The sequence below is a fragment of the Streptomyces sp. NPDC005181 genome, from assembly GCF_040608395.1.
In the GTDB taxonomy this organism is placed as follows: Bacteria; Actinomycetota; Actinomycetes; order Streptomycetales; family Streptomycetaceae; genus Streptomyces.
Map to the genome: position 1 here is coordinate 22811 of NZ_JBEXID010000024.1, position 26301 is coordinate 49111.

Consider the following 26301-nt stretch of genomic DNA (forward strand, 5'->3'; position numbering starts at 1 on the left):
CGGGCCCTTCGGATGTTCTGCGGATCCGCCGGATCAGGCGGCCTTGGCCTTCGTCGCATACATGTCGACGTACTCCTGGCCGGAGAGCCGCATCACCTCGGCCATCACGGAGTCCGTCACCGCCCGCAGCACGTAGCGGTCGCGGTCCATGCCCTCGTAGCGGGAGAACTCCATCGGCCCACCGAACCGGACCGTCACCTTGCCGGGCCTGGGGAGTCCCGCACCACCGGGCTGCAGCTTGTCCGTGCCGATCATCGCGAACGGCACCACCGGCGCGCCCGTCATCAGCGTCAGCCGTGCGATGCCCGTACGGCCCCGGTAGAGCCGTCCGTCGGGGGAGCGGGTGCCCTCCGGGTAGATGGCGAACGCCTTGCCCTCCTCCAGCACCCGACGGCCCGTCATCAGCGCCGCGACACCGCCGCGTCCGCCGTCCCGGTCCACCGGGATCATGCCGCAGCCCGTGAAGAACCAGGCCATCATCCGGCCCTTGAGCCCCTTGCCCGTCACGTACTCGTCCTTGCCGATGTAGAACACCGGCCGGGCGCAGCAGATCGGCATGATCATCGAGTCGATGAACGTCAGATGGTTGCCCGCGAGGATCACCGGACCGTCTCCGGGGATGTTCTCCACGCCCTCCACCTGGGGGCGGAACATCAGGCGCAAGAGCGGTCCGAGCACTGCCTTGATGAGTGCGTGTCGGGACAACGGTTCCTCCGGTGTAGTGGCCAGGGTCGGCCGAGGCGCGGGATCGTGACGGTATATGCAGGTGGGGACGATACTCGTGGGTACTCGCTGATCGCACATCGGGTTCATCGAGTGGATACGCAGTGTTGACGTGTGTTTCCGCCATGTTCGTCCACGGGCTGCCATGCGGAAGGCGCAGCTCCCTACGATCGGGCCTCGCTCGACGGTGCCACACATCACATGCGAGGGAGCAGTCATGACAGAGCGCGCACAGGTGAACCCCGGTCGGCGGACCGTCCTGGGAGCGGGAGCGGCCGTACTCGGCGCAGCCGCCCTCGGACTGCCCGGCACGGCGAACGCGGCCGAGAACACGGCCGGGTCCGCCGACGGCCGGTCGGGCAGCCACGGTCACCGGCTGGACCTGCCGGTGCCGACCGTCATCGGGCACCGCGGCACCAGCGGCTACCGCCCCGAGCACACGCTCGGCTCGTACCAGCTGGCACTCGACATGGGCGCGCACATCATCGAGCAGGACCTGGTGCCCACCAAGGACGGCCACCTTGTCTGCCGTCACGAGAACGACATCACGGCCACCACCGATGTCTCCGCCCACCCCGAGTTCGCGAGCCGCAGGACGACGAAGACCGTCGACGGCGTCTCCCTCACCGGCTGGTTCACCGAGGACTTCACCCTCGCCGAGCTGAAGACGCTCCGTGCCAAGGAGCGCATCCCCGGCAACCGTCAGAAGAACACGCTCTACGACGGCCGCTGGGAGGTCCCCACCTTCGAAGAGGTGCTCCAGTGGGCCGACCGCGAGGGCCGCAGGCGTGGGAAGCAGGTCTGGCTGTACGTCGAGACCAAGCACCCCACCTACTTCCGCGGCCTCGGCCTCGGCCTGGAGGAGCCGCTCGCCAAGCTGCTGCGCCGCTACGACCGCCACCGCAAGCAGTCGCCGCTCATCCTCCAGTCCTTCGAGCCCACCAGCATCCAGCGGCTGTCGAAGCTCGTCGCCACCCCGCGCGTCGTCCTGCTCTCCGGCGCGGGATCGAAGCCCTGGGACTTCGTGGCGACCGGTGACCCGCGCACCGTCGACGATCTCGTGAAGCCCTCGGGGCTGGCGTGGCTGGCGTCCTTCGCGCAGGGCATCGGTCCCACCCTGGACCTGATCATCCCCAAGGACGCGTCGGGCCGGCTCGCCACGCCGACCACCCTGGTGAAGGACGCGCACGCGCAGGGTCTGATCCTGCACCCGTACACCATGCGCAACGAGAACACCTTCCTGCCCGCCGACTTCCGGCGCGGTACGGACCCCAACGCGTACGGCGACGCATTCGGCGCGTTCCGGACGTACTTCGCGACAGGCATTGACGGGATCTTCTCCGACAACCCGGACACGGCTCTGCTCGCCGCGGCCGACTTCACCGGGAACTGACACCGCCGCCCACGTCAGCACCCGGCCGGGCATGCCCCGGTCGGGTGGTGCGTCCCGCGGACGGCAACCGGCCGCCCGCCGGCCCGCGTCGGGTGGGGTATGACGCTCCTCGCAGACGCCCCCGCCCAGGCCCCCGCGGCCGTGGTCCACGCCCTGTACCCCCTCGTCAGCGCCGAGGCGACGGCCGAGGCGAGCGACGCGGCGGCGGGCGCGGCCGTCGAACCCGCCGATCTCGAACAGGCCGTGTGGCTGCGGCTGCTGGAGCTGCTCGCGGACCAGCGGCCACCGGCGGACCCGGCGCGCTGGGTCCGCGCCACCGTACGGGCGGAGGCGCGCCGCGCCCGCCGTACTGTCCTTCGCGAACGTCCGTACGCCGACGAGACCACCGCGGATCCTGCCCATTGCCCCGAGCGGCTGGCGGTCGGCGCCGACGAACGCAGGGCGCTGCACGTCGCGGTGGGCCGGCTGCCCGGCCGGTGCGCCGGGCTGCTCGCCGAGATGCTCGCCCCGGGCGACCCCACCTACCGGGAGATCGCAGGGAAGTTGGGTATGTCACAAGGTAGTTTGGGTCCGATCCGTTCCCGATGCCTTGGATGTCTGCGCAGAATGCTCGCGGCGGAGGTTGTCGTTCCTGAACTGCGGGGATAGGAGCTGTTAGGCAACCGGCGGATCAGGTGAGCGGGAGGCATGCACACATGGGCATGAGTGTGATCATCTCGGCGGCGACGACAGAGGACGCCGAACAGATCTTGAAGCTCCAGTACCTCTGCTTTCAGAGCGAGGCGGAGCTGTACGGGAACTACCGGATCGACCCGCTTGTGCAGACCCTCGAATCGGTCCGCGACGAACTGACCGCGAACCTGGTGTTCGTGGCGCGGCTCGGGGACGAAGTCGTCGGTTCGGTACGCGGATCCATCGATCCGGACGGCATCGGGCAGATAGCCAAGCTCTGCGTCCACCCCCGGCTCCAGGGGCATGGACTCGGCGCCCGGCTGCTGCGGGCCGCGGAGTCCGCACTCGCGGACGAGCGGTCGGCCACCCGTTTCCGGCTGCACACCGGGCACCGCAGCGAGACCAATCTGCGGCTCTACCGGCGGGCGGGTTACGCACCCGTGGGCAACACCACCGGTCAGGACGGCGTCCAGCTCATCCAGCTGGAGAAGGACGCCGCCGCGCCGGCCTACGTCGCCAGCGCCTGAGCGGAGACGACGCGGGCGTCACGCGTTCCTGGCGCGACGCAGCCAGATCATCCCGGTGACCGGCAGGATCACCGGGATGAACAGGTAGTCCCTGCCCAGGTACGACCAGACGGTGGCGTCCGCGAAGGCCGACGGCTCGACCAGCGTCCACGTGCCGATGAGCAGGACGCCCGCGAGCTCGGCGGCGCAGCACACCAGCGCCGTCCTGCGTGCCTTCTCACCGCCGCGCACCAGCGAATACGTGATGAAGCCGTACACCAGGGCGGCGACGGCCGACAGCACATAGGCGAGCGGCGCCCTGCCGAAGTCCAGGATCATCTGGACGATCGCGCGGGAGGCGGCCGCGACGGTGAACACCCCGTAGAACCAGACGAGTACGCGGCCGGGGCCGGACCCCAGCTCGAACCCGGCCTTCTGCCCGGATGCGGAACCACCGGATGCGGAACCGGGGGTGGTGTCGGTCTCGGCCACGGTCAGCTTCCCCAGATGTCGTAGAGCCGCACTTGCAGAACGGCCAGCACGACCGCGCCCGCCGCCACTGTCACCGAACCCCATCGGGTCCGCTCGGTCAGCGACAGGAAGCCTGCCGCGGGCACGGCGGCGAACGCCCCGATCAGATAGCAGATGAAGATCGTCATGCCCTGGTCCGGCCGCTCGCCCCGGGCCAGCTGCACGACCGCCACCACCAGCTGGGCCAGCGCCAGCAGCGACACCACGGCCATTCCGATGAAGTGCCAGTCCTTGGTCGGCTGGTCCCGGTAGGCGGCGAAACCGCACCAGGCGGAGAGGGCGAGCGCGGTCACGGCGACCGCGACCGTCAGGGCGTCAAGCATGAGCCGAGGGTATTACGGACCAAAAGGCCCCCTGCGTGCGCCCCCGTACCCGGGCGCTAGGGTCGGCGAACATGAAGATCCACGCCGAGGCCCTGCTGTTCGACAACGACGGAACGCTGCTCTCCTCCATCGAGTCCGTCCACCGCTGCTGGACCAGGTGGGCACAGGAGTACGGCGTCACGGCGGAGGACTTCTCCGGCGTCGAACTGCACGGCCGTACGGCCGTCGAGATCATCGCCGAGCTGCTGCCCACGGACCGGGTCGACGGGGCCGTGGCCCGTATCGAACAGCTGGAGGTCGAGGACGTCCCCGGCGGCGTCGTGGTGCTCCCGGGCACCAAGGAGCTGCTCGGTTCGCTGCCCGCGCACCGCTGGGCCGTCGTCACCTCCGCCACCCGCCCGCTGGGTGAGGCGCGGCTGCGCGAGGCAGGCATCGACTTCCCGGTGATGATCGCCGCCGAGGACATCACCCGGGGCAAGCCGGACCCGGAGCCGTACCTCCTCGCGGCCCGTCGCCTGGGCGTCGACCCGGCCCGCTGTGTGGTCTTCGAGGACGCCCCCGCCGGGCTGCGGGCCGGTCGGGCGGCCGGGATGACGACCGTGGCCTTGGCCACAACGCACGACCGCGCCGAGCTGGTCGCCGATGCGGTCGTCGCCGATCTCTCCGCCATATCGGTGCAGGTCACGGCTGCGGGAGTGGAAATCGCCATCGCGGACTGAACCGGCCGGCGCGACCGTCCACGCCTGTCCGCTATACGGACAGGCGGATCGGCCGGAACGTTACGTCTGTTTTACTTGGGGCATGACCACGACGAGCAACCGCACCCTTGCGACCGAGGCGATCACGACGCCCGGTGCTCGTTGTATGTGTCGAATGCGCGCCTTCTGAGGGCCCCCGCCTGAGCCTCGCGCCCCGAAGCGAGACCGAGCCACGCCGTCCGCGTCCAGCGGAACGAGCTGATCCCGCACGTACCTGCCCCGGCCGACCGCCGCCGCAGCCGTGCCGAGACCCACCGGCCGAACACCCGAGTCCGAACAGTCTCTTCAGACGAATGCCCCGTGCCCGGCGGACACCGCGCCGTGCACTCGACAGTGACGGAAACCCCTGTGATCACCACTACGGGCCTCACGAAGGTCTATCAGTCGCGCGGCCGCGAGGACACCGCCCTCGACGGCGTCGACCTGCATGTCCGCGAGGGCGAGGTGTACGGCGTCATCGGACAGAGTGGCGCCGGCAAATCCTCCCTGATCCGCTGCATCAACCTGCTGGAACGCCCCACCTCGGGCACCGTGACCGTGGCCGGCCAGGACCTCACCGCCCTCGCGGGCCGGGGCCGCCGGGCCGGCAAGGAGCTCCGCGAGGCGCGCAGCCGCATCGGCATGGTCTTCCAGCACTTCAACCTGCTGGCCTCGCGCAACGTCCAGGACAACATCGAGCTCCCGCTGGAGATCCTCGGCGTCTCCGGTCGCGACCGCACCCGCAAGGCCCTTGAACTTCTCGACCTGGTCGGCCTCACCGACAAGGCGAAGGCCTACCCCGGCCAGCTCTCCGGCGGTCAGAAGCAGCGCGTCGGCATTGCCCGGGCGCTGGCCGGAGACCCCAAGGTGCTGCTCTCCGACGAGGCGACGTCCGCCCTCGACCCCGAGACCACCCGCTCCATCCTCCAGCTGCTGCGCGACCTCAACCAGCAGCTCGGCCTGACCGTCCTGCTGATCACGCACGAGATGGACGTCGTCAAGACGATCTGCGACTCGGCCGCTCTCATGCAGAAGGGCCGCATCGTCGAGTCCGGCACCGTCGGCGAACTGCTCGCCACCCCCGGCTCCGAGCTGGCCCACGAGCTGTTCCCGGTCGGCGGTACGGCCTCCGGCCCCGACCGCACGGTCGTCGACGTCACCTTCCACGGCGAGTCCGCGACCCAGCCGGTGATCTCCCAGCTCTCCCGTACGTACAACATCGACATCTCGATCCTCGGTGCCGCGATGGACACCGTCGGCGGCAACCAGGTGGGCCGGATGCGCATCGAACTGCCCGGCCGCTTCGAGGAGAACGTCGTCCCGATCGGCTTCCTGCGCGAGCAGGGCCTGCAGGCCGAGGTCGTGGACACGGCCGCCGCCGACAGCATCCCCGCACAGACCCCCGCCGCACTCACCCAGACCCCGCCCACCAAGGAGGTGGCCAAGTGACCTGGTCCGAAATGCAGCCGCTGCTGTCCCAGGGAACCGTCGACACCCTCTACATGGTGCTGTGGTCCGCGGTCGTCACCGTCCTCGTCGGACTGCCGCTCGGCGTACTGCTGGTCCTCACCGACAAGGGCGGGCTGCTCCGGAACACCGTGGTGAACAAGGTCATCGGCGTGGTCGTGAACATCGGCCGCTCGCTGCCGTTCATCATCCTGCTGATCGCCCTGATCCCCTTCACCACCTGGGTCGTCGGCACCTTCATCGGCCCGACCGCGATGATCGTGCCGCTCGCCGTCGGCGCCATCCCGTTCTTCGCCCGGCTCGTCGAGACGGCGATCCGCGAAGTCGACCACGGGCTCGTCGAAGCCGTCCAGTCGATGGGCGGATCCATCCCGACGATCGTCCGCAAGGTCCTGCTGCCGCAGGCCCTGCCATCGCTCGTCTCCGGGGTCACCACCACCGTCATCGTGCTCATCGGCTACTCGGCGATGGCCGGCGCGGTCGGCGGCGAAGGGCTCGGCTCCAAGGCCGTCACCTACGGATTCCAGCGCTTCGACAACCGGTTCATGCTCATCACCGTCGCGCTGCTGATCGTCATCGTGACCGCGGTCCAGCTGATCGGCGACGTGGCCGGGCGCGTGCTGGCCCGCCGAGGCCGCACCGCCTCCTGAGACTTTCTCTCCGCTCACAAGCCCGAACTCCTTGTCCGGGCGTACCACCCTCACCACCGGAAAGAGGCACTTTTCGTGCGTAAGAACATCAAGATCACCGCAGCTGCCGCCGCCACCGCTGCCCTTGCCGTCGGCCTCACCGCCTGCGGCACGTCGTCCGACCCGGCCTCCAAGAGCGAGACCGGCGCCAAGGCCGACACCTCCAAGGCGCTCGTCGTCGCCGCGTCCCCGACGCCGCACGCCGACATCCTGAACTTCGTCAAGAAGAACCTGGCGGCAAAGGCGGGCCTCAAGCTGGAGGTCAAGGAGTTCACGGACTACGTCCTGCCGAACACCGCCACCGAGAACGGCCAGGTCGACGCCAACTTCTTCCAGCACGTGCCATACCTCGACGACTTCAACAAGAAGAACAGCACCCACATCGTCGCGGTCGCCGATGTGCACCTGGAGCCGCTCGGCCTCTACTCCAAGACGGTCAAGGACCTGGCGGACATCAAGGCCGGCCAGACCATCGCCGTGCCGAACGACACCACCAACGAGGGCCGCGCGCTCCAGCTCCTCGCCGCGAACGGTCTGATCACCGTCAAGGACGGCGTCGGCACCAACGCCAAGCTCAGCGACATCACGGACAAGAAGGGCCTGGAGTTCAAGGAGCTGGAGGCCGCAACCGTGCCCCGCGCCCTGAACGATGTCGACGCCGCGGTCATCAACGGCAACTACGCCATCGAGGCCAAGCTCCAGCCCGCCAAGGACGCCCTCGTGCTGGAGAAGGCGGAGGACAACCCGTACGCCAACATCCTCGCTGTGAAGGCGGGCAACGAGAAGGACGCCCGCGTCCAGAAGCTCGTGAAGCTCCTCCACTCCGACGAGGTCAAGAAGTTCATCGAGGACACCTACCAGGGCTCCGTCATCCCGGCCTTCGGTCCCGTCGCCAAGTCCTGACACCCGTACCGCATCCGCGTGGCCGAGCCCCGCGCACCCCACCGGGGTGTGCGGGGCTCCGCCGTGCGCACCCGGCCATGCACAACGTCCGCCCGATGCTGCATGCTGTGCCTTTACACGGTCTTCGGCATGGAGCTGCGCATGACTTCCACCTTTCCGTCCATCTCCATCAGCACGGATCGGTTGGTGCTGCGCCCGTTCGACATGGCGGACGTCCCGGCGTACATCGAGATGATGAACGACGAACTCGTCACCGCCTGGACGGAGGTGCCCCACCCCTACACCCAGGTCGACGCGGAACGCTGGGTCCGCCGGATCGCTCCCGCGCAGCGCACCAGCGGCGACGGCATCGTCTTCGCCGTCACCGAATTCCTCACCCAGCGCCTCGTCGGCTCGGTGCGGCTCCACAACACCGACTGGCGCACCCTCGCCACCGAGGCCGCGTACATCACCGCCCCCTGGGCCCGCGGTGAGGGATACGCCACCGAGTCCCTGCTCGCCCTCGCCCAGTGGCTCTTCCGCGACCAGGGCTTCGAGCGCATCGAACTGCGCACCGCCGCCGACAACACCGCCTCCCAGCAGGTCGCCCAGAAGCTCGGCTGCATCAGCGAGGGCGTCCTGCGCAACGCCCGGATAGCGCGGACCCAGACCGAGGACGGCGGCTGGACCGACATCAGGACCGATCTGATCGTCTGGGGGCTGCTCCCCGAGGACCTCGAAGGAGTCGCCGAGCAGCTGGCCGACGCAGGGGGCTACGGCACCTACAGCGACTGGAACTGACGCCGGAACCGACGCCGGGGACCGCACCGGTACGGACCAGCGGGGGACCAGGTACTCTCACCCTGCCCACCGCTCGTGGGCAGCCCCACCTGCGACAACTCCAGGAGACTGACGAAAGATGGCCGACCGGGTCACGGTGATCGGCTGGGACGGCTCGCCACTGACCGCAGCGGCCAAGGCCGCGCTCTCGGCCGCCACCCTCGTCGCGGGCGCCGCCCACCACCTCGCACTCCCCGAAGTCCCGGCAACCGCCGAACGGATCCGTCTCGGCTCCATCGACCTCGCCGCCCGCAGGATCGCCGGCCACCGCGGCAGCGCCGTGGTCCTCGCCGACGGCGACCCCGGCTTCTTCGGAGTCGTACGCAATCTCCGCGCACCCGAACACGGCCTGGAAGTCGAAGTCGTGCCCGCCGTGTCCGCCGTCGCCACCGCGTTCGCCCGCGCCGGAATGCCCTGGGAGGACGCCCAGATCGTCGTCGCCCACCCCCGCACCCTGCGCCGCGCCGTCAATGCCTGCCGCGCCCATCACAAGGTCGCCGTCCTCACCTCGCCGGGCGCGGGTCCCGCCGAACTCGCGCTGCTCCTCGAAGGCGTGCACCGCACCTTCGTCATCTGTGAGGAACTCGGCACCGCACGCGAGCAGGTCACCGTCGTCACCTCCGACAAGGCCGCCGACCACGTCTGGCGCGACCCGAACGTCGTGATCGTCATCGGTGGCGGCCCCGAGCAGCAGTCCACCGGCTCCTGGATCGCCGGCCGCCACCCCCAGGGCGTACGCGGCTGGGCGCTGCCCTCGGACGCCTACCCCGGCAGCGCGACGGACCCCCAAGGGGAGTCGGGCGAGGGCGAGTCCCCGGGGCTGCGGGCCGCCCAACTGGCCAGCCTCGGACCACGTACCGGTGACCTCGTCTGGGACATCGGCTCCGGCAGCGGAGCCCTTGCCGTGGAGGCTGCACGGTTCGGCGCGGCAGTCCTGGCCGTCGACAGCGACCCGGACGCCTGCGCCCGTACGGCGGCCGCGGCCCGGTCCTTCGGCGTACAGGTCCAGGTCGTCCAGGGCCGCGCCCCGCACGTGCTGGAGCGGCTGCCGGAGCCCGATGTCGTACGGATCGGAGGCGGCGGAGTCCCCGTCGTCACCGCTGTCGCCGACCGCAGGCCGGAGCGGATCGTCACCCATGCGTCGACCCGGGACGAGGCCGAAGCGCTCGGCGCGGCACTCGCAGAGAACGGCTACACCGTCGAGTGCGCCCTCCTCCAGTCTGTCGAACTCGACACGACCGCATGGTCGGAGCGCGAACGCTCGGTCGTGTTTCTGCTCTCAGCGCGGCGGTCGGACCTCGCCCCCTGACCCGGTCGGCGTACGGCGCGGGGTAGGCTGGCCGATCGTTGTACCGCACCCGGCCGTTCGTCGCTTCGTTCGTCAATGTCCGGAAAAGGGGACCGTTTTGGACCCCGTTGTGGTACGGCGGACCCGGGGGATGCGCAACGTGGCGCAGTCCACAGCGAGCCGTGGCGGAACTACCTGCCGCGGCGGCGAACGGCCGCGAGAATGTTGTATGTCCGCGATCGATTCGTGCCGCGCGGCGAGCCCGCTCGTTCTTCATGACGAGCGCCGGCGTGCCGTGTTCGGGCGTCCCGGGCGAAGGGCCGAAGGAGCACTGACGATGGGCGAGGGGTACGCATGAGTGACACCGGCCAGATCCCGGGCGAGGGACTGCCGGAGAACGCAGGCATGGTGGAGCAGCCGGGCATCCCCGCCCCGGGTGCGTACACCTACCTCGCTCCCTCCGAGCATGCGTCCGAGGACGACGACCTCCTGCTGATGCCGAGCCCGCAGGGCGCCTGGAGCGAACCGCATGTCGCACCGGCCCCCGGCCAGCCGGTGGACGGCGGCGCCGTGCAGGTGCCGGTGCCGCCGGACGGGCAGGCCGCGTACCAGGCGCAGCCGCAGGGCCATGTCGGCGGTCTGCAGGCCGTGCAGGCCCAGGGGCCCGTCCAGGTCCAGGAGGCGCCGGACCCGGCTGTGTACGCCGTGCAGCAGGCTGTGGCCGGAGCGATGACCGAGACCGGGCAGGGCACACACGAGTCCGGCGGCCGTGACTCGGGTGCCGTCGATCTCAATGGCGTACGCATGCCGGCACCGGCCCCCGCTGCCGCACCGGTCGCGGTGGCGCAGACCGCCGCCCCCGTGCGTCGGCCGCTGCACCGCGGCCCGGCTTCGGGCGAGTCGACCCCGTCGTACGGCGGGACGCCGACCGGCGGTGTGGTCCGTTCGCTCGCCGACCGCGGACCCGCGGACGCACCGCAGACCCAGATGCCCGCACGGCACGCGGGACCGCCCGCCACCGGTCCCGAGTACCTCGACCTGCCGGGCCCGCAGCTCGGTGAGATCCCGCCGCAGGCCGGGAGCCCCTGGGCGGCCCAGGCGCCGGAGCGGTTCGCGGCGCGCGTGGCAGTGGCAACGGGAGCCGTGACCGCGGAAGCGGCCGCAGAAACGGTCGTCCCGGAGCCGGTTGCCGAGCCGATGCAGGTCGCACAGCCGGTGGAGGCCACCCCGCCGGCCGTACCCGCCGCTGCCGAGCCTTCCGTGGACGGCGACGCGTCCCTCGGCCGGTTCGTGGCCGTGGAGGGATCCGTGCCGACGACTCCGCACCTGGCCCCGACGCCGGTCGTGGAACAGGTCGTCGTGGAACACGCCGTCACGGAGCAGGCCGTCACGGAGCAGGTCGCGCAGCCGCAAGCTGTCGTCGAGCCCGCGCCCGAACCCGCACCCGTACCGGAACCCCAGGCCCCGCCCGAGCAGGTGGCGATCGTCATCGAGCCCGTACGGGCCCCGGTTGTCGAGACCCCCGAGCCCGTCGAAGCCGCACCTGCCGTGACCGAAATGCCCGCGCCCGAACCGGTGGTCGTCCCCGAACCGGTGGTCGTTCCCGAGCTCGTCGTCGTGGCCGAGCCCGACGCCGTACCGGTCGTTGCGTCGCCGGAGCCGGTCGCCGCTCCGGAAGAACCCGTCCTCGCGCCCGCCGCCGTGACCGCCCCCGAACCGGTCCGCGAGCCCGAGCCCGAGACCGGTCCCGAGGTCATCGAGACCCCGGACCTCACACCCACCGACGCCGGCCCGGACGCCGAGGCGCCCGCACCGGACCAGGAGCCCACGGAGCCGGTCCGGATCCCGGCTGCGGAGACCCCGGTGGCCGAGGCGCCGCAGCCCGCCGCGGAGACTCCCGACCGCGCCTCCGCACCCGCGCCCGGATACGACGACGCCGAGCGCGAAGCCGTGCTGCGGGTCATGCGCGAACGCCGCGACATCCGCAACGGCTTCCGCAGCGACCCCATCCCGCACGAGGTTCTGCTCCGCGTCCTCGAAGCCGCGCACACGGCGCCCAGCGTCGGCCACTCGCAGCCCTGGGACTTCGTCGTCATCCGCTCCGCGGAGACCCGCCGCTCCATGCACGAACTGGCGCAGCGTCAACGCGACGCGTACGCCAAGTCGCTGCCCAAGGGCCGGGCCAAGCAGTTCAAGGAACTGAAGATCGAGGCCATCCTCGACACCCCGGTGAACATCGTCGTCACCGCCGACCCCACCCGCGGCGGCCGCCACACCCTCGGGCGGCACACCCAGCCGCAGATGGCCCCGTACTCCTCGGCGCTCGCCGTCGAGAACCTGTGGCTCGCCGCCCGCGCGGAAGGCCTCGGTGTCGGCTGGGTCAGCTTCTTCGACGAGCGCGAGATGGTCCGCGCGCTGGGCCTGCCCGAGCACCTCGAAGTCGTCGCGTACCTCTGTGTCGGATACGTCGACGAATTCCCCGAGGAGCCCGAGCTGATGCAGGCGGGCTGGTCCAAGCGGCGCCCGCTGTCCTGGGTCGTCCACGAGGAGACGTACGGTCGCCGCGCGCTGCCCGGTGAGGAGCCGCACGACCTGCTGCAGGAGACCATCTCCAACATCCGTCCGCTGGACGCCAAGGCGCTCGGCGAGGCCTGGGAACGCCAGAAGCGGATGACCAAGCCGGCGGGCGCGCTCGGCATGCTGGAGATCATCTCCGCGCAGTTGTCGGGTCTCTCCCGGATGTGCCCGCCGCCGATCCCGGAGCCCGCGGCCGTCGCGATCTTTGCGGGGGATCACGGGGTGCACGCCCAGGGCGTCACCGCGTGGCCGCAGGAGGTCACCGGCCAGATGGTCGCCAACTTCCTCGGCGGCGGCGCGGTCTGCAACGCATTCGCGGCCCAGGTCGGCGCCGAGGTGTGCGTCGTCGACGTCGGCGTCGCGACGGAGCTGCCTGCGACGCCGGGCCTGCTGCCCCGCAAGGTGCGCGCCGGAACGGCCGACTTCACGACCGGGCCGGCCCTCACCCGTGAAGAGGTCCTCGCGGCCATCGAGGTCGGCATCGAGACGGCCCGCGATCTGGTGGCAGCGGGCAACAAGGGCCTGCTCACCGGTGAGATGGGCATCGCCAACACCACCGCTTCCGCCGCGCTGATCTGCGTGTACACGGGCATGGACCCGGCCGAGGTGACCGGTCGTGGCACCGGCATCAACGACGAGATGCACGCCCGCAAGGTCGACGTCGTCCGCCGGGCCCTCGAACTGCACCAGCCCGACCCGTCCGACCCGATCGGCGTACTTGCCGCGGTCGGCGGCCTGGAGCACGCCGCGATGGCGGGCTTCCTGCTGGGCGGTGCGTCGCTGCGTACGCCCGTCATCCTGGACGGGGTGAGCGCGGGCGCCGCCGCCCTGGTCGCCCGGGCGATCGCCCCCGAGGCCCTCGCCGCCTGCATCGCCGGTCACCGCAGCGCGGAGCCCGGCCATGTTGCCGCGCTCAACAAGCTGGGCCTTCGTCCGCTGGTCGACCTCGACCTCCGCCTCGGCGAGGGCACGGGTGCGCTGCTGGCGCTGCCGATCGTGCAGAGTGCGGCAAGGGCGATGCACGAGGTGGCGACGTTCGACTCGGCAGGCGTCACCGAGAAGTAGCGCCCGGGCATGGCCGGCCTCGCCGGCGCTCGAGACGAGGGGACCGGGGCGGAGCGCCCCGGTTCCGGGAGGGGGCGGGCAGGGGACGGCTCCGCGCAGCGGCCCCTTCGCCCGCCCCACCGCCCCGACCCGTGGCCCGCCCACCCCGTATCGTGGATCCGCACCCGCAAAACCGCACGTCACAGCCGCTCCACCGCTGCAGCGGCCCGCACCCCGCACCGCCCGAGGAGCCCGCACCGTCATGGCCGAGCACGCCGATCACCCCGCGTACCCCGTCGGACTGCGCCTGAGCGGGCGCCGCGTCGTCGTCGTCGGCGGCGGCCAGGTCGCGCAGCGCCGACTTCCCGCACTCATCGCGGCGGGCGCCGACATCACCCTCGTATCGCCGTCCGCGACGCCGTCCGTCGAGGCGATGGCCGACGCCGGTGAGATCCACTGGGAGCGCCGCCGGTACGAGGACGGGGACCTCACCGACACCTGGTACGCGCTCATCGCCTCCGACGACGCCGCCGCGAACGACGCCGCGTCCGCCGAGGCCGAACGCACCCGCACCTGGTGCGTGCGCAGTGACAACGCCGATGTGGCCACCGCCTGGACCCCGGCCACCGGCCGCAGCGAAGGGGTGACCGTCGCCGTCCTCTCGACCGATGCGCAGGGGCGCGACCCGCGCCACTCCGCCGCCGTCCGCGACGCCATCGTCGAGGGTCTGCGCGACGGCACGCTCGCCGCCCCGCACCACCGCACCCGCCCCGCCCCCGGCGTCTCCCTGGTCGGTGGCGGCCCCGGTGACCCCGACCTGATCACCGTGCGCGGGCGGCGCCTGCTCGCCGAGGCGGATGTCGTCATCGCCGACCGGCTCGGCCCGCGCGACCTGCTCGACGAACTGCCGCCGCACGTCGAGGTGATCGACGCCGCGAAGATCCCGTACGGCCGCTTCATGGCGCAGGAGGCGATCAACCAGGCGCTCATCGAGCACGCCAAGGCCGGCAAGGCCGTCGTCCGGCTCAAGGGCGGCGACCCGTTCGTCTTCGGCCGGGGCATGGAGGAGGCGCAGGCGCTCGCCGCCGAGGGCATCCCGTGCACCGTCGTCCCCGGCATCTCCAGCTCGATCTCCGTACCCGGCGCGGCCGGAATCCCCGTCACCCACCGGGGGGTCGCCCACGAGTTCACCGTTGTGAGCGGCCATGTCGCCCCTGACGACGAGCGTTCGCTGGTCGACTGGGCGGCCCTCGCGCAGCTGCGAGGCACCCTCGTGCTGCTGATGGCCGTCGACAAGATCGGCGCCATCGCCAAGGCCCTCATCGCCCACGGCAAGTCGCCCGAGACGCCGGTCGCACTGGTTCAGGAGGGCACCACGGCGGCGCAGCGCAGAGTCGACGCGACCCTTGCGACGGTCGGCGAACGGGCCGCCGCCGAAGAGGTACGCCCCCCGGCCGTGATCGTCATCGGTGACGTCGTCGCGGTCGGTACGGACACCCTCCCGAACCCCGCCGAGTAACCAGCGGTAACGGATCTTCTTCCAAGCCGTTGGCACCACACACCGGACAAGGCAGTATCAACCTGTGGCAGATCTCATCACCGTCGACGACCCCGACGACCCGCGCCTGCGCGACTACACGGGCCTGACCGACGTCGAACTCCGGCGCAGGCGAGAGCCCGCCGAGGGCCTCTTCATCGCCGAGGGTGAGAAGGTGATCAGACGCGCCAGGCACGCCGGGTACGAGATGCGGTCCATGCTGCTCTCGGCGAAGTGGGTCGATGTGATGCGCGACGTCATGGACGAGGTCCCGGCCCCGGTCTACGCGGTCAGCCCGGAGCTCGCCGAGCGCGTCACCGGCTACCACGTGCACCGTGGCGCGCTCGCCTCCATGCAGCGCAAACCACTGCCGGCAGCCGACGAACTGCTGACGAAGACCCGCCGGGTCGTCGTCATGGAGTCGGTCAACGACCACACCAACATCGGGGCCATCTTCCGCAGCGCCGCCGCCCTCGGCATGGACGCGGTGCTGCTCTCCCCGGACTGCGCGGACCCCCTTTACCGGCGCTCCGTCAAGGTCTCCATGGGCGCGGTCTTCTCCGTCCCGTACGCGCGTCTCGACAGCTGGCCCAAGGCCCTGGAGACCGTACGGGAGGCGGGTTTCAAGCTCCTGGCGCTGACCCCCGACGACAAGGCCAGCAGTATCGACGAGGCGGCGCCGCACCGGATGGACAAGGTGGCGCTGATGCTCGGCGCCGAGGGCGACGGACTGTCCCGGCAGGCCCTGGTCGCTGCCGACGAGTGGGTACGCATCCCGATGGCGCACGGCGTCGACTCGCTGAATGTGGGCGCGGCCGCCGCCGTTGCGTTCTACGCGGTGGCGACGGGCCGCCCGCAGGACTGACCGGCCGCTTCCCGGCGTCTACTGCTGCGGCAGCAGGTGCTGCTCCTGGTGCTGGTCCTGCTGTCCCGGGACCTGTGTGGCGCCCAGCCCACGGGCCGGTCCCTGGCAACCCTGCGCCGCCGCGATCCCCAGCGCCACCAGCAGCGTCACCACGACGAAGACGACGAGACGCTGCCGCAGCAGCCGCGGGTTGGCGGGGCGCCGGCCCGTCGACGTCGTACGGACCCCGGGCCGGGTCCCCGGACGCCCCTTCGTGCCGTTCGTCCCGTTGGTGCCCTGGGGGCGCTTGCCGGAGCGCGTGGTGTTGCGCGGCGGCTGCGGCCGCGAACCGCCGGTACGGGGTGACGCGGTGCGCGAGGGCGCCGTCTGCCGGCTCTGCGGTCGCGGCGCCGGAGCGCTTGCCGCACGCCGGGTCTGCTGTTCGGTGTACGGGCCGTCGAGCCGGCCGGTCGGCCGGTCCAGCTCCTGCGCCGAGCGCTGCACGGGCGGCCGGCTCTCGTGCAGTCCCTGCGCCTCGCGGGCCGCGATCTCCTTGAGCCGCATGGAGAGTTGAAGCGTGCTCGGACGCTCCTCCGGGTCCTTCGCCAGACAGGCGCTCACCAGCGGCGCCAGCGCGTCGTGCACCTCGTACAACTGCGGTTCCTCGTGCACCACGCGGTACAGCATCACCTCGGAACTGCCGTGCCCGAAAGGCGAGTCGGCCGTTGCCGCGTACGCCAGCGTGGCACCGAGCGAGAACACGTCCGTCGCGGGTGTGACCGCCGCGCCCCGCACCTGCTCGGGCGCCAGGAACCCGGGCGAGCCCACGGCCGTACCGACATGCGTGAGCGTGCTCGCCCCGGTCGCCCAGGCGATCCCGAAGTCGATGATCCGGGGGCCCTTGGGGGAGAGGAGGATGTTCGACGGCTTCAGATCACGGTGGACGACACCGGCCTCGTGCACCGCCACCAGACCCTCGGAGAGTGCCGCCCCGATCGACGCCACCTCGGCCGCCGACAGCGGACCTTCCTCGGCCACCTTGTCGTGCAGTGAGGGGCCGGGGACGTACTGCGTGGCGAACCACGGGCGGTCCGCCTCCAGATCGGCCGCCACCAGACGTGCCGTGCAGCCGCCGCGAATCCGCCGCGCCGCCGACACCTCGCGCGCGAAACGCGAACGGAATTCCTGGTCCTCGGCGAGATCCGGGCGGATCACCTTGAGCGCCACCCGCTGGCCGCGCCGGTCCGAACCCAGATAGACGACACCCATGCCGCCCGCTCCGAGTCGCCTGTGCAGCCTGAACGAGCCGACGACACGCGGGTCCTCGCGCCGGAGCCGCATCATCGCCATGTCTGCCCATCCCCGCTGCCTGGTCCGCCTGACGTGGCACAGCTTACGTACCCGTTGCCCGGCGCGCTCAGAGGCCGCGCCCTCGTCCGCCCATCGATTGTCAGTGCCGGGTGGGAAACTTGAAGAGTGGTCAGGGAGCCGCGGATCCACGCTCCCCGGCCCGTGCGAGATCTCAAAGGTCCGTCGCAGAAGGGGGATTGGATCAGTGAAGGGCGATCGAGTCGAAATAGTCGTGGATGCCGGAGACACGACGCGTACCTACGAAGTGGTGGCCGGCAGAGCGGGTCGCCGGGTGGAGACAGCCGTCCGCCGAGGGGTGGTCGAAGTGAGTGAAGTCACTCGCAACGGCTCCGTGGTCCGCACCGCCCGCTTCATGGCGGCCAGGGTGCTCGCCCTGGTCGAACAACCGGTTCCCCGGGAGGACGCATCCGAGCGTCCCCTCCGGGATGACCCCAAGGTCTAGTGCCCGATCTCCACCCAGGGGAGTACGCCGACCACCGACGGCTCATCCTCCGGGAGGCCCGGCATTCGATACGCGGGCATGACGCCCCGTGCCCCGGGCGTCCCTAATGTTGAAGTCGAGCGGCGGGCGTTGCACTCGTCCCCCGAGGTCAGGCACCCGCCGCTCCCACAACAGGTCAGGAGAGAAACCATGACGGACACGGCAGCGCGGACGATGATCCGTACGCAGGGGCGCAGGGCACATGCCGCGTTCGGCAGCCGTCCGTCGTCCGGTACGCGCCACCCGCTGGTGGCGACGGCCATGGTTCTTCCTCTGGCGGCCCTGCTCGTAGTCGTCTTCGGCGGCTGGGACGCAGTGGTCACACAGGCGTCGTCCGTGGGCGTGATGCTGGGGCGCTGAGCGGCGCCCCGGGTCCGGAAGAGCGGTCCGGACCGGGACATCGGGCCAACAACCCCGTGGGGACGGGGGTGCGGCAGACGGCAGCGTTTGTCCGGTCAGCTGGGGAGCTGACCGGACATCGCGCTTTCCGGGGGCCTTCGCGTCCGGCCGCGCAGCGCCCTGCCGGGTACGGTCGTCCGGCCGGCGCGCTGTCCGGAGGCCTCCGGCTCGACACTCGGCGCCGCACTGTGGCGTGCGCGGCGGCGCGTACGCTCTTCGGCGGGCCCGGACGGACCGGCCCGCACCTGCTGACACCGGGGGAGACCGTGACCACCGCAGTCGTGCGCGCGCTGGGCGCCCTCGCCCATGACGCGGCCCACCCGTCCACGGGCGCCAAGGCCCCGTGCGTCTGCCCGGCACCGGCGGTGCTCGCGGACCGCGCCGACGGCACAGTCGTCCGCAGCGGTCAGGTGGTCGCGAAGGCTCACGCCCCGGACACCGATACCACGGCCCTGGCCGCCCGCCTTGCCCTGGCGGCGTCCCCCGCGCTGACCGGTGTCCTCCTGCCGCCCGTACCCCGGCCCGCCGGGCACACCGCCCCCAACCCCACGGTGCACGGCCGCTCCGTGACCCTGTGGCCCCACGGCGAACCCGTCGACCCCGAAGACCCCGACGCCGCCCCCTGGGAAGAGGCCGCCGTCCTCCTGGCCCGGCTCCACCGCACCGCACCCCCGGCCCTGCCGGAGGTCCCCGCGATGCGCGGCCCCGCGAAGGCTGCACGCGCCGTGGCCCGGATGTGTGCCGCCCGGCCCGGCGACCCGGCCACCGTCCCCGTACGCGAAGCATGGCGGCGGCTGCCCGCCTGGGCCCGCGACGAGGCCGCCGCGCCCCCGCACCGCTCGCGCTTCCTCTGTCACGGTGATCTGCACCTCGGTCAGCTCGTCCGCCACCCCGCCCCGCACGGCCCGTGGCTGCTGATCGACGTCGACGATCTGGGCCTGGGCGACCCCGCCTGGGACCTCGCGCGCCCCGCCGCCTGGTACGCGGCAGGGCTGCTGCCCCCCGAGATCTGGCTGCGCTTCCTGGACGCCTACCGGGCAGCCGGCGGGCCGGCCGTACGCGCCGATGGCGACCCCTGGCCCGAACTGGACGTCCCGGCCCGCACCCTGACGGTGCAGACCGCCGCGCTGGCGTTCGCCAAGTCCGCCGCGGAGGGGCGAACTCCGGATGAAGTGGAACAGACGATGATCGACACCTGTGCCCGAATTGCGTCCCTCCCGCACGAGTTGGCCGCCGAACACTCGACGTAGGGTGAACCGATCGTCTCCGGGCATGAATTCCGGAGACGGCGAATCGACGGCGAGGAGCTGAGCCGACCATGCAGTGTCCCAAGTGCCACGCACAGATGCAGACATACAACCGCAATGGCATCCAGATCGAGCAGTGCAGCGGCTGCCGGGGGATATTCCTCGACTACGGCGAGCTGGAGACCCTGACCCGCATCGAGGCGCAGTGGACGCAGCAGGCGCCGCCCGCGCCGCCGGCCCCCCAGGCCTACCCGGCCGCACCTGCCCCCGCCTGGGGCGCCCCGCAGCAGCACGGCGGCCACCACGGCGGTCACCACCGGCACAAGAGCTTCGGGCACATGCTCTTCTCCTCCTGACCGGCCGACCATGCTGCGGGCCCGGACGTGCTGTCTCCGGGTCCGCAGCGTGCACGGCCCGGCGGCCGTGCATACCGTCGACAAAGTTTCGTCGGGCATCTGTGCAGCGGCATGGTTGATCCTTAAAGTTCCGGCCCATGACCTTCCTCGACAGGTCCCGGACCGTCGCACCACCCGGCTGGAGCCGCTGGCTGGTCCCGCCCGCCGCCCTCGCGGTGCATCTCTCGATCGGGCAGGCCTATGCCTGGAGCGTGTTCAAGCCGCCGCTCGAATCGGCTCTCGAACTTTCCGGCACCGCCAGCGCACTTCCGTTCCAACTTGCCATCGTCATGCTCGGTCTCTCCGCGGCCTTCGGCGGCACGCCCGTCGAACGCAACGGACCGCGCTGGGCGATGTTCGTCTCCCTCGTCTGCTTCTCGTCCGGTTTCCTCGTCGCCGCCCTCGGCGTGGCCACCGGTCAGTTCTGGCTGGTCGTCCTCGGCTACGGTTTCATCGGCGGTATCGGACTCGGCATCGGCTACATCTCGCCGGTCTCCACGCTCATCAAGTGGTTCCCCGACCGCCCCGGCATGGCCACCGGCATCGCCATCATGGGCTTCGGCGGCGGAGCGCTGATCGCCTCGCCCTGGTCGACCGGGATGCTCGAGACCTTCGGTACCGACAGTGCGGGAATCGCCACTGCCTTCCTGATCCACGGTCTCGCCTATGCCGGTTTCATGGCGCTCGGCGTCCTCCTCGTCCGCGTGCCCCCCGACGGCTGGCTTCCGGCCGGCCGTCAGGCGGAGACAGCGCCCCGCCGCCTCGTCACCACGGCCCAGGTCTCCGCCCGCAACGCGCTGCGGACGCCGCAGTTCTGGTGTCTGTGGGTGGTGCTCTGCATGAACGTCACCGCGGGCATCGGCATTCTGGAGAAGGCCGCCCCCATGATCTCGGACTTCTTCACGGGCACCTCCGCCCCGGTCACGGTCTCCGCCGCGGCAGGCTTTGTCGCCCTGCTCTCCCTGGCCAACATGACCGGCCGGCTCCTCTGGTCCTCGACCTCGGACCTCATCGGCCGCAAGAACATGTACCGCATCTATCTCGGCGTCGGCGCCCTGATGTATCTCACGATCGTCGAGTTCGGCAGCTCCAAGCCGCTCTTCATCTGCTGTGCACTGGTGATTCTCTCGTTCTACGGGGGCGGATTCGCCACGGTCCCCGCCTATCTGCAGGACCTCTTCGGTACGTATCAGGTCGGCGCCATCCACGGACGGCTGCTCACTGCCTGGTCCACCGCCGGCGTCCTCGGCCCGCTGATCGTCAACTGGGTGGCGGACGCGGGCGAGCGGGCGGGCCGCAGTGGGTCCGGCCTGTACACGACATCGCTGACGATCATGATCGGGCTGTTGATCGTCGGCTTCGTCGCCAACGAGCTCGTACGCCCCGTCCACCCACGCTTCCACGAGGCAGCGGAGAGGAAGACCCGTGCACACCAGCAGTCGTAGAACCCTCACCGCCGTGGTCTGGCTCTGGGTCGCCCTGCCGTTCGCCTATGGGCTGTACGAACTGATCAGCAAGGCCACCCAACTCTTCACCGGCTGACCCCGGTCGCTCGGGCCCACCCCGGAAACGACGTAGCCCCGGTCGTCTGGACGACCGGGGCTACGGCTGGTGCGCGATACTGGGATTGAACCAGTGACCTCTTCCGTGTCAGGGAAGCGCTCTCCCGCTGAGCTAATCGCGCAGGGTGAACCTGCGTGTACTGCGTGCGCGATACTGGGATTGAACCAGTGACCTCTTCCGTGTCAGGGAAGCGCTCTCCCGCTGAGCTAATCGCGCGGGGGGATCCTTGCGGACCAGTGGACGATACTGGGATTGAACCAGTGACCTCTTCCGTGTCAGGGAAGCGCTCTCCCGCTGAGCTAATCGTCCTTGGAGGTGGAGACGGGATTTGAACCCGTGTAGACGGCTTTGCAGGCCGTTGCCTCGCCTCTCGGCCACTCCACCAGGAGTGCAGGGGTTCGGGAAAAGCTCCCCCACTTCGAGCGGACGACGAGATTCGAACTCGCGACCCTCACCTTGGCAAGGTGATGCTCTACCAGCTGAGCCACGTCCGCTTGTCGTTTCCGTTTCACTTGCGTGTCCCGGCGACGTGTTGAACTCTAGCGGATTCCCGGGCCAGTACAAAAACGCGTTTGTGCAGCGTGCTGCGGTGCGTTCGCCCCGGCGCAGGTCACCGCGGGCCGTCCTAGACTCAGCAGCGTGCACGACCTCGCTCCAATGGCCCGCTTCGGCGGCCTCATCGCGTCCGATCTGCAGGACGTGACCAGTGATCCCGCCGCCCTCGACTCGTCCGGCTTCTGGGCTGTATGTGCCGATTTCGAGGGTGGCCTCGTCTGCGCCCGCTTCGGCACCGTACGGACCGCGCCGGTGCCCGCGCCGGTGCCCGCGCCGGTGCCCGGCGCCTGGCGTGGACCCGGAGCCGGCGACTGGACCTCGTCCCTGGACCGGGCCGCGTACACCGCCGGGGTACGCCGCATCCGGGAGTACATAGCGGCGGGCGAGGTCTATCAGGCCAACCTCTGCCGGGTGATGACCGCGGTGCTGCCGGACCCGGCCGCCGCGGACGTCGACGCCCTCACCGCGCTGCTGGCGCTCGGTAACCCCGCCCCCTATGCGGGAACGATCCGGCTGCCCGCGCACGGCGTGGAGATCGCCACCGCGTCCCCCGAACTCTTTCTGAAGCGGGACGGCCGGACCGTCGAGTCCGGACCGATCAAGGGCACCGGCCGCACGGAGGCCGATCTGCTGGAGAAGGACCACGCCGAGAACGTGATGATCGTCGACCTGGTACGCAACGACTTGGGCCGGGTCTGCGCCACCGGCTCGGTCACCGTCCCCGACCTCTGCGTGGTGGAGAAGCACCCGGGGCTCGTCCATCTCGTCTCCACCGTGCGCGGCCGCCTTGCCGACGGCGCCGGCTGGCCCGAACTGCTCGCCGCCGCGTTCCCGCCGGGTTCCGTCACCGGGGCACCCAAGTCCAGCGCCCTACGGATCATCGACTCACTGGAGACCGCGCCCCGCGGTCCCTACTGCGGTGGCATCGGCTGGGTCGACGCCGACCGCTCCACCGCCGGCCTCGCCGTCGGCATCAGGACCTTCTGGGTCGACCGCACCGAAGCCGCTCCGGTCCTCCGGTTCGGCACCGGGGCCGGCATCACCTGGGGCTCCGACCCGGAGCGCGAATGGGACGAGACCGAGCTCAAGGCGGAACGGCTGCTCGCTGTAGCGTCGGGCGCTCACCAAGCGACTGGAAGGACCGCGTGATGAGGATCTGGGTCAACGGCGCACTGCGCGACGAGGCCGACGCCAAGGTGTCGGTGTTCGACCACGGACTGACGGTGGGCGACGGCATCTTCGAGACCGTCAAGACCACCGCCGGCCGGCCCTTCGCCCTCACCCGGCACCTCGACAGGCTGACCCGCTCGGCCCGCGGCCTCGGCCTGCCGGACCCCGACCTCGACGAGGTGCGCCGGGCCTGCGCCGCGGTCATCGACGCCAACCCCATGGAGCTCGGCCGGCTGCGCATCACGTACACCGGCGGGCTCTCCCCGCTCGGCTCCGACCGTGGCAACGACGGGGCGGGCCTCGTCGTCGCCCTCGGGGAGTCCACCCGACGCCACGACACCACCGCCGTGATCACCGTCCCCTGGACACGCAACGAGCGAGGCGCGCTCGCCGGGCTCAAGACCACCTCGTACGCGGAGAATGTCGTCGCCCTCGCCCGCGCCCATGAACGGGGCGCCTCGGAGGCGCTCTTCGCCAACACTGTCGGGCAGCTCTGCGAAGGCACCGGAACCAACGTCTTCGTCGTCCTCGACGGGCAGCTGCACACCCCGCCGGTCTCCTCCGGCTGTCTCGCCGGGATCACCCGCGCGCTGGTCGTCGAGTGGGCGGGGGCGCACGAGACCGAACTGTCCATGGATGTGCTGGAGCACGCCGAGGAGGTGTTCGTGACCTCGAGCCTGCGGGACGTCCAGGCCGTCCACCGGATCGACGACCTGGAGCTGCCCGGCATGCCAGGGCCCGTGACGGCGAAGGCCATGCGGGTCTTCGACGAGCGTGCCGGGAACGACCTCGATCCGTGAGGCCGGTCCGTCCACCGGCCGGATCCGCAAAATCGGGTGACGGGCCGCGGTTCAGCGGATAGAACACCGGTGATGACCACGACCCTCCGGCCGACCGGGCCGATCCAGCAAGGCGCCGACGGCGCGAGGACCCGCGCGTACGACGTGTGCGACAACGGACGCCCGGTCGGCGTCGTCGAGATCGGCACCGACCCGGGGTTCGGAGCAAGGGCGGGGGTGCTCCGTTCCCTGCGGATCGACGAACCGAACCGCAGGCGCGGCCGCGGCACCATCGCGGCACTCGCCGCCGAGGAAGTGCTGCGCGGCTGGGGGTGCTCCCGGCTTGAGCTCTCGGTCAGGACAGAGAACACGGCCGGACAGCGGCTCGCTGCTGCGCTCGGCTACACCGAGCGCAGCAAGAACATGATCAAGGATCTGCCGCAGACCCCTCCCGCACTGCCGGGCGGCGTCACCGGGCGACCGATGACACAGGAGGAGTTCGCGCGGTGGGAGAGCACCGCCATCACCGGCTACGCGGAGACCTGGATCGCCCGCGGCGTCCCGGCGGACGAGGCCATGCGGAAGGCCGAGATCTCCCACCGGACGTATCTGCCGCACGGACTCGCCACGGAGAGCGCGCATCTGCACACCCTGGTCCATGAGGACGACGGGACCGTGGGACATGTCTGGGTGTCGAGGTTCGAGATGCACCCGGGGACGGTCGTCGGATACGTCTTCGATGTCGAGGTGCGGGAGGAGTTCCGCGGCCGGGGCTACGGCCGGGCGCTGATGCTGGAGGCGGAGCGCATCGGGCTGGCCGCCGGGGACGAGCGGATCGGTCTGCACGTCCTCTCGTCCAACACCCCGGCGGTCCGGCTGTACGAGTCGCTCGGTTACGAAGCGACCCAGTACAACCTCGTCAAGGCGCTGTAGCCGGCGGCAGGTCGACCCCGGCTGCGGAGAGGGCGCCGTCAGGACTGCTCGGCGATCAGCCGGTCGGCGATCTCCTCGATCCGCTCGCGCAGCCCGTCCTGATTCTTGCTGCCGTCCAGCGTCTCGCCGCCGATCACATACGTGGGGGTGCCGGTCACGCCGATGGCCTTGCCCTCGGCCTGGTCGGCGTCGATGATCAGCATGTGCCGCCCGTCGATCAGGGCGGTGTCGAACTCCTCGGCGTCCAGGCCGAGTTCACGCGCCACCTCGATCAGCAACGGCTCGCCCGTGCGGCCGAGCTCGTCGGTCCTGGCGAGCACGGCCTCGATGTACGACCAGTCCTTGCCCTGCTCCGCGGCCTCCTCGGCGGCCTGCGCCGCGGCATAGGCGTGCTTGTGCTTCTCCAGCGGGAAATGCCGCAGGCGCACGTCGAGCCGGTCGCCGTACCGGGCGCGCAGGGCGTCCACATCGGCGAGGGCGCGGTGGCAGTCGGGGCACTGGAGCTCGCACCAGACGTCGAGGACGACCGGGGCTGCGGGGGTGGAATCGCTCATGCTGCCAGTCTCCCAGGGCCCGCGTGTGCGTCCCAATCGGCCTCCGCACCGGTCCCGATCGATCGGTATGCGACGGGCTCCGGTGGGTATCCGGCCGGGCCCCGGTCGGCACCAGGGGAGGATCCCGGCCCTGAAATGTCCCTGATGTGGGCCTGGATCATGGCCACCCGCCGGGTGGGCGGTGCAGGATGGAAGGGACGTTTCCCCGTGCGCTTGGAGGCCCCGATGCTTGCCGAGACCATTTGCTCCGCGGTGTCCGCGGCGGGCTTGGGCATCGCCGCCGTGACCGCGTACCGGAAGCGCTTCCTGGCCGCGACCCGGATCGCCGCCTACTCCCTGGTCCCGATCGGTCTGGTGCTGACCGGGGTCGTCCAGTGGGTCTCCGACATCGCCTTCCAGCCCAGCGTCTGGCTCGGCTTCGGGCTGCTCGGGCTGGCCTGGCTGCTCTTCATGACCACACGTGCGATCGAACACCGTGGTGTCGGCACCCGCAGGGAACGCAAGGCCGCCGCACAGGCGGCGCAGCGTGACGCCGTCGCGCCCGCCGCTTCGGCGCCCTCCCTGGGGGGTGGCGTACCGGCGGGCCGGCCGCAGGCGAAGCCGGAGCCGGAGCCGAAGCGGCAGGCCGCTGCCGCGGGCGAGGACTTCAGCGACATCGAGGCCATCCTGAAGAAGCACGGCATCTGAGATCCGGCCCGCAGGCAGGCCACCGGGGGCGGGTGGGTGATGAATCGGCGGTGAATCGATTCATAAGTGATCCTTGTCGCCCTCCCGTGATCCTTGACGCTCTACGGGGATGGG

At 70.9% G+C, this 26301-nt stretch carries 26 protein-coding genes and 5 tRNA genes; 21 read left to right on the forward strand and 10 right to left on the reverse strand.

What is annotated here, in order from left to right; genetic code table 11:
- Nucleotides 1-33: 33 nt before the first annotated feature.
- Nucleotides 34-705 carry a lysophospholipid acyltransferase family protein gene (locus tag ABZV38_RS17725; RefSeq protein WP_356327987.1) on the reverse strand — a complete coding sequence of 224 codons (672 nt, stop codon included), beginning with the start codon at nt 703-705 and terminating at the stop codon, nt 34-36.
- 235 nt (nt 706-940) lie between these two features.
- On the opposite strand from ABZV38_RS17725, the gene ABZV38_RS17730 reads away from it, so the two are divergent.
- The 3 genes from ABZV38_RS17730 (at nt 941) to ABZV38_RS17740 (ending at nt 3315) form a co-directional block, all read left to right on the forward strand.
- On the forward strand, nt 941-2116 hold the full coding sequence (locus ABZV38_RS17730; RefSeq protein WP_356327989.1) for a glycerophosphodiester phosphodiesterase: 1176 nt from the start codon (nt 941-943) through the stop codon (nt 2114-2116).
- A 99-nt stretch (nt 2117-2215) separates the two neighbouring features.
- Nucleotides 2216-2764, forward strand: a complete 549-nt coding sequence (locus ABZV38_RS17735; RefSeq protein WP_356327991.1) for a sigma-70 family RNA polymerase sigma factor — start codon at nt 2216-2218, stop codon at nt 2762-2764.
- 47 nt (nt 2765-2811) lie between these two features.
- The gene (locus tag ABZV38_RS17740; protein WP_356327993.1) at nt 2812-3315 is read left to right on the forward strand and encodes a GNAT family N-acetyltransferase; all 504 of its coding nucleotides are present in this window, start codon (nt 2812-2814) and stop codon (nt 3313-3315) included.
- Between the two features lie 18 nt (nt 3316-3333).
- Here the strand turns inward: ABZV38_RS17740 and ABZV38_RS17745 are convergent, their stop codons facing one another.
- Together ABZV38_RS17745 and ABZV38_RS17750 are read right to left on the reverse strand one after the other, a co-directional pair.
- Nucleotides 3334-3786 (reverse strand): hypothetical protein, encoded by a 453-nt coding sequence (locus ABZV38_RS17745; RefSeq protein ID WP_356327995.1) that lies wholly within the window; start codon nt 3784-3786, stop codon nt 3334-3336.
- A 2-nt stretch (nt 3787-3788) separates the two neighbouring features.
- Nucleotides 3789-4148 (reverse strand): hypothetical protein, encoded by a 360-nt coding sequence (locus ABZV38_RS17750; protein WP_356327997.1) that lies wholly within the window; start codon nt 4146-4148, stop codon nt 3789-3791.
- A 71-nt stretch (nt 4149-4219) separates the two neighbouring features.
- On the opposite strand from ABZV38_RS17750, the gene ABZV38_RS17755 reads away from it, so the two are divergent.
- The 9 genes from ABZV38_RS17755 (at nt 4220) to ABZV38_RS17795 (ending at nt 16074) form a co-directional block, all read left to right on the forward strand.
- Complete coding sequence (locus ABZV38_RS17755; RefSeq protein WP_356327999.1) at nt 4220-4867, forward strand: HAD family hydrolase; 648 nt, start codon at nt 4220-4222, stop codon at nt 4865-4867.
- A 387-nt stretch (nt 4868-5254) separates the two neighbouring features.
- Nucleotides 5255-6334 carry an ATP-binding cassette domain-containing protein gene (locus ABZV38_RS17760; protein WP_356328001.1) on the forward strand — a complete coding sequence of 360 codons (1080 nt, stop codon included), beginning with the start codon at nt 5255-5257 and terminating at the stop codon, nt 6332-6334.
- A complete protein-coding gene (locus ABZV38_RS17765; RefSeq protein ID WP_356328003.1) occupies nt 6331-7002 on the forward strand; it encodes a methionine ABC transporter permease in 672 nt (223 codons plus the stop codon). Before ABZV38_RS17760 ends, ABZV38_RS17765 begins: the two co-directional genes overlap by 4 nt.
- A gap of 75 nt (nt 7003-7077) precedes the next feature.
- Complete coding sequence (locus ABZV38_RS17770) at nt 7078-7944, forward strand: MetQ/NlpA family ABC transporter substrate-binding protein (protein WP_356328005.1); 867 nt, start codon at nt 7078-7080, stop codon at nt 7942-7944.
- A gap of 102 nt (nt 7945-8046) precedes the next feature.
- On the forward strand, nt 8047-8724 hold the full coding sequence (locus tag ABZV38_RS17775) for a GNAT family N-acetyltransferase (protein WP_356328007.1): 678 nt from the start codon (nt 8047-8049) through the stop codon (nt 8722-8724).
- A gap of 118 nt (nt 8725-8842) precedes the next feature.
- Entirely contained in the window at nt 8843-10072 is a 1230-nt protein-coding gene (gene cbiE / locus ABZV38_RS17780; protein ID WP_356328009.1) for a precorrin-6y C5,15-methyltransferase (decarboxylating) subunit CbiE, read from the forward strand.
- A gap of 333 nt (nt 10073-10405) precedes the next feature.
- Nucleotides 10406-13693, forward strand: a complete 3288-nt coding sequence (cobT, locus tag ABZV38_RS17785; RefSeq protein WP_356328010.1) for a nicotinate-nucleotide--dimethylbenzimidazole phosphoribosyltransferase — start codon at nt 10406-10408, stop codon at nt 13691-13693.
- A gap of 241 nt (nt 13694-13934) precedes the next feature.
- Entirely contained in the window at nt 13935-15191 is a 1257-nt protein-coding gene (gene cobA, locus ABZV38_RS17790) for a uroporphyrinogen-III C-methyltransferase (protein ID WP_356328012.1), read from the forward strand.
- Nucleotides 15192-15255: 64 nt separating this feature from the next.
- Nucleotides 15256-16074: an RNA methyltransferase gene (locus tag ABZV38_RS17795; protein ID WP_356328014.1), complete on the forward strand. Its 819-nt coding sequence runs from the start codon at nt 15256-15258 to the stop codon at nt 16072-16074.
- 18 nt (nt 16075-16092) lie between these two features.
- On the opposite strand, the gene ABZV38_RS17800 is transcribed toward ABZV38_RS17795, so the two are convergent.
- Entirely contained in the window at nt 16093-17403 is a 1311-nt protein-coding gene (locus ABZV38_RS17800; protein ID WP_356328016.1) for a protein kinase, read from the reverse strand.
- A gap of 205 nt (nt 17404-17608) precedes the next feature.
- Between ABZV38_RS17800 and ABZV38_RS17805 the strand changes: the two genes are divergently transcribed.
- The 5 genes from ABZV38_RS17805 (at nt 17609) to ABZV38_RS17825 (ending at nt 21391) form a co-directional block, all read left to right on the forward strand.
- Nucleotides 17609-17866: a hypothetical protein gene (locus tag ABZV38_RS17805; protein ID WP_356328017.1), complete on the forward strand. Its 258-nt coding sequence runs from the start codon at nt 17609-17611 to the stop codon at nt 17864-17866.
- Between the two features lie 189 nt (nt 17867-18055).
- Entirely contained in the window at nt 18056-18265 is a 210-nt protein-coding gene (locus ABZV38_RS17810) for a hypothetical protein (RefSeq protein ID WP_356328018.1), read from the forward strand.
- Between the two features lie 305 nt (nt 18266-18570).
- Nucleotides 18571-19554, forward strand: coding sequence for an aminoglycoside phosphotransferase family protein (locus tag ABZV38_RS17815; RefSeq protein ID WP_356328019.1), 984 nt, complete (start codon nt 18571-18573; stop codon nt 19552-19554).
- A gap of 68 nt (nt 19555-19622) precedes the next feature.
- Entirely contained in the window at nt 19623-19907 is a 285-nt protein-coding gene (locus tag ABZV38_RS17820) for a zf-TFIIB domain-containing protein (protein WP_356328021.1), read from the forward strand.
- Between the two features lie 137 nt (nt 19908-20044).
- On the forward strand, nt 20045-21391 hold the full coding sequence (locus tag ABZV38_RS17825) for an OFA family MFS transporter (protein WP_356328023.1): 1347 nt from the start codon (nt 20045-20047) through the stop codon (nt 21389-21391).
- A gap of 164 nt (nt 21392-21555) precedes the next feature.
- Here the strand turns inward: ABZV38_RS17825 and ABZV38_RS17830 are convergent.
- The 5 genes from ABZV38_RS17830 to ABZV38_RS17850 all read right to left on the reverse strand — a co-directional run bounded on the left by ABZV38_RS17830 (nt 21556) and on the right by ABZV38_RS17850 (nt 22003).
- Nucleotides 21556-21630, reverse strand: a tRNA-Val gene (locus ABZV38_RS17830).
- A gap of 23 nt (nt 21631-21653) precedes the next feature.
- Nucleotides 21654-21725, reverse strand: a tRNA-Val gene (locus tag ABZV38_RS17835).
- A gap of 21 nt (nt 21726-21746) precedes the next feature.
- A tRNA-Val gene (locus ABZV38_RS17840) sits at nt 21747-21818 on the reverse strand.
- 1 nt (nt 21819) lies between these two features.
- Nucleotides 21820-21893, reverse strand: a tRNA-Cys gene (locus ABZV38_RS17845).
- Nucleotides 21894-21930: 37 nt separating this feature from the next.
- Nucleotides 21931-22003: transfer RNA gene (locus tag ABZV38_RS17850), tRNA-Gly, on the reverse strand.
- Between the two features lie 163 nt (nt 22004-22166).
- Between ABZV38_RS17850 and ABZV38_RS17855 the strand changes: the two genes are divergently transcribed.
- The 3 genes from ABZV38_RS17855 to ABZV38_RS17865 all read left to right on the forward strand — a co-directional run bounded on the left by ABZV38_RS17855 (nt 22167) and on the right by ABZV38_RS17865 (nt 24946).
- Complete coding sequence (locus ABZV38_RS17855; RefSeq protein WP_356328104.1) at nt 22167-23213, forward strand: chorismate-binding protein; 1047 nt, start codon at nt 22167-22169, stop codon at nt 23211-23213.
- On the forward strand, nt 23213-24034 hold the full coding sequence (locus tag ABZV38_RS17860; RefSeq protein WP_356328025.1) for an aminodeoxychorismate lyase: 822 nt from the start codon (nt 23213-23215) through the stop codon (nt 24032-24034). Before ABZV38_RS17855 ends, ABZV38_RS17860 begins: the two co-directional genes overlap by 1 nt.
- A 72-nt stretch (nt 24035-24106) precedes the next feature.
- A complete protein-coding gene (locus ABZV38_RS17865) occupies nt 24107-24946 on the forward strand; it encodes a GNAT family N-acetyltransferase (RefSeq protein ID WP_356328027.1) in 840 nt (279 codons plus the stop codon).
- A gap of 38 nt (nt 24947-24984) precedes the next feature.
- Here ABZV38_RS17865 and ABZV38_RS17870 read toward each other — a convergent pair whose 3' ends face one another.
- Complete coding sequence (locus tag ABZV38_RS17870) at nt 24985-25500, reverse strand: DsbA family protein (RefSeq protein WP_356328029.1); 516 nt, start codon at nt 25498-25500, stop codon at nt 24985-24987.
- Nucleotides 25501-25725: 225 nt separating this feature from the next.
- Here ABZV38_RS17870 and ABZV38_RS17875 point away from each other — a divergent pair, with 225 nt between their 5' ends.
- Nucleotides 25726-26187: a hypothetical protein gene (locus ABZV38_RS17875; RefSeq protein WP_356328031.1), complete on the forward strand. Its 462-nt coding sequence runs from the start codon at nt 25726-25728 to the stop codon at nt 26185-26187.
- The last annotated feature ends 114 nt before the right edge of the window (nt 26188-26301 follow it).

Bases quoted from the DNA above. Each gene is read 5' to 3' on its own strand.
- ABZV38_RS17730 (WP_356327989.1), top strand. From the start codon at position 941: ATGACAGAGCGCGCACAGGTGAACCCCGGTCGGCGGACCGTCCTGGGA.
- ABZV38_RS17735 (WP_356327991.1), top strand. From the start codon at position 2,216: ATGACGCTCCTCGCAGACGCCCCCGCCCAGGCCCCCGCGGCCGTGGTC.
- ABZV38_RS17740 (WP_356327993.1), top strand. From the start codon at position 2,812: ATGGGCATGAGTGTGATCATCTCGGCGGCGACGACAGAGGACGCCGAA.
- ABZV38_RS17750 (WP_356327997.1), bottom strand. From the start codon at position 4,148: ATGCTTGACGCCCTGACGGTCGCGGTCGCCGTGACCGCGCTCGCCCTC.
- ABZV38_RS17755 (WP_356327999.1), top strand. From the start codon at position 4,220: ATGAAGATCCACGCCGAGGCCCTGCTGTTCGACAACGACGGAACGCTG.
- ABZV38_RS17775 (WP_356328007.1), top strand. From the start codon at position 8,047: ATGCTGTGCCTTTACACGGTCTTCGGCATGGAGCTGCGCATGACTTCC.
- cbiE (WP_356328009.1), top strand. From the start codon at position 8,843: ATGGCCGACCGGGTCACGGTGATCGGCTGGGACGGCTCGCCACTGACC.
- cobT (WP_356328010.1), top strand. From the start codon at position 10,406: ATGAGTGACACCGGCCAGATCCCGGGCGAGGGACTGCCGGAGAACGCA.
- cobA (WP_356328012.1), top strand. From the start codon at position 13,935: ATGGCCGAGCACGCCGATCACCCCGCGTACCCCGTCGGACTGCGCCTG.
- ABZV38_RS17800 (WP_356328016.1), bottom strand. From the start codon at position 17,403: ATGGCGATGATGCGGCTCCGGCGCGAGGACCCGCGTGTCGTCGGCTCG.
- ABZV38_RS17810 (WP_356328018.1), top strand. From the start codon at position 18,056: ATGACGGACACGGCAGCGCGGACGATGATCCGTACGCAGGGGCGCAGG.
- ABZV38_RS17820 (WP_356328021.1), top strand. From the start codon at position 19,623: ATGCAGTGTCCCAAGTGCCACGCACAGATGCAGACATACAACCGCAAT.
- ABZV38_RS17825 (WP_356328023.1), top strand. From the start codon at position 20,045: ATGACCTTCCTCGACAGGTCCCGGACCGTCGCACCACCCGGCTGGAGC.
- ABZV38_RS17855 (WP_356328104.1), top strand. From the start codon at position 22,167: ATGGCCCGCTTCGGCGGCCTCATCGCGTCCGATCTGCAGGACGTGACC.
- ABZV38_RS17860 (WP_356328025.1), top strand. From the start codon at position 23,213: ATGAGGATCTGGGTCAACGGCGCACTGCGCGACGAGGCCGACGCCAAG.
- ABZV38_RS17865 (WP_356328027.1), top strand. From the start codon at position 24,107: ATGACCACGACCCTCCGGCCGACCGGGCCGATCCAGCAAGGCGCCGAC.
- ABZV38_RS17870 (WP_356328029.1), bottom strand. From the start codon at position 25,500: ATGAGCGATTCCACCCCCGCAGCCCCGGTCGTCCTCGACGTCTGGTGC.
- ABZV38_RS17875 (WP_356328031.1), top strand. From the start codon at position 25,726: ATGCTTGCCGAGACCATTTGCTCCGCGGTGTCCGCGGCGGGCTTGGGC.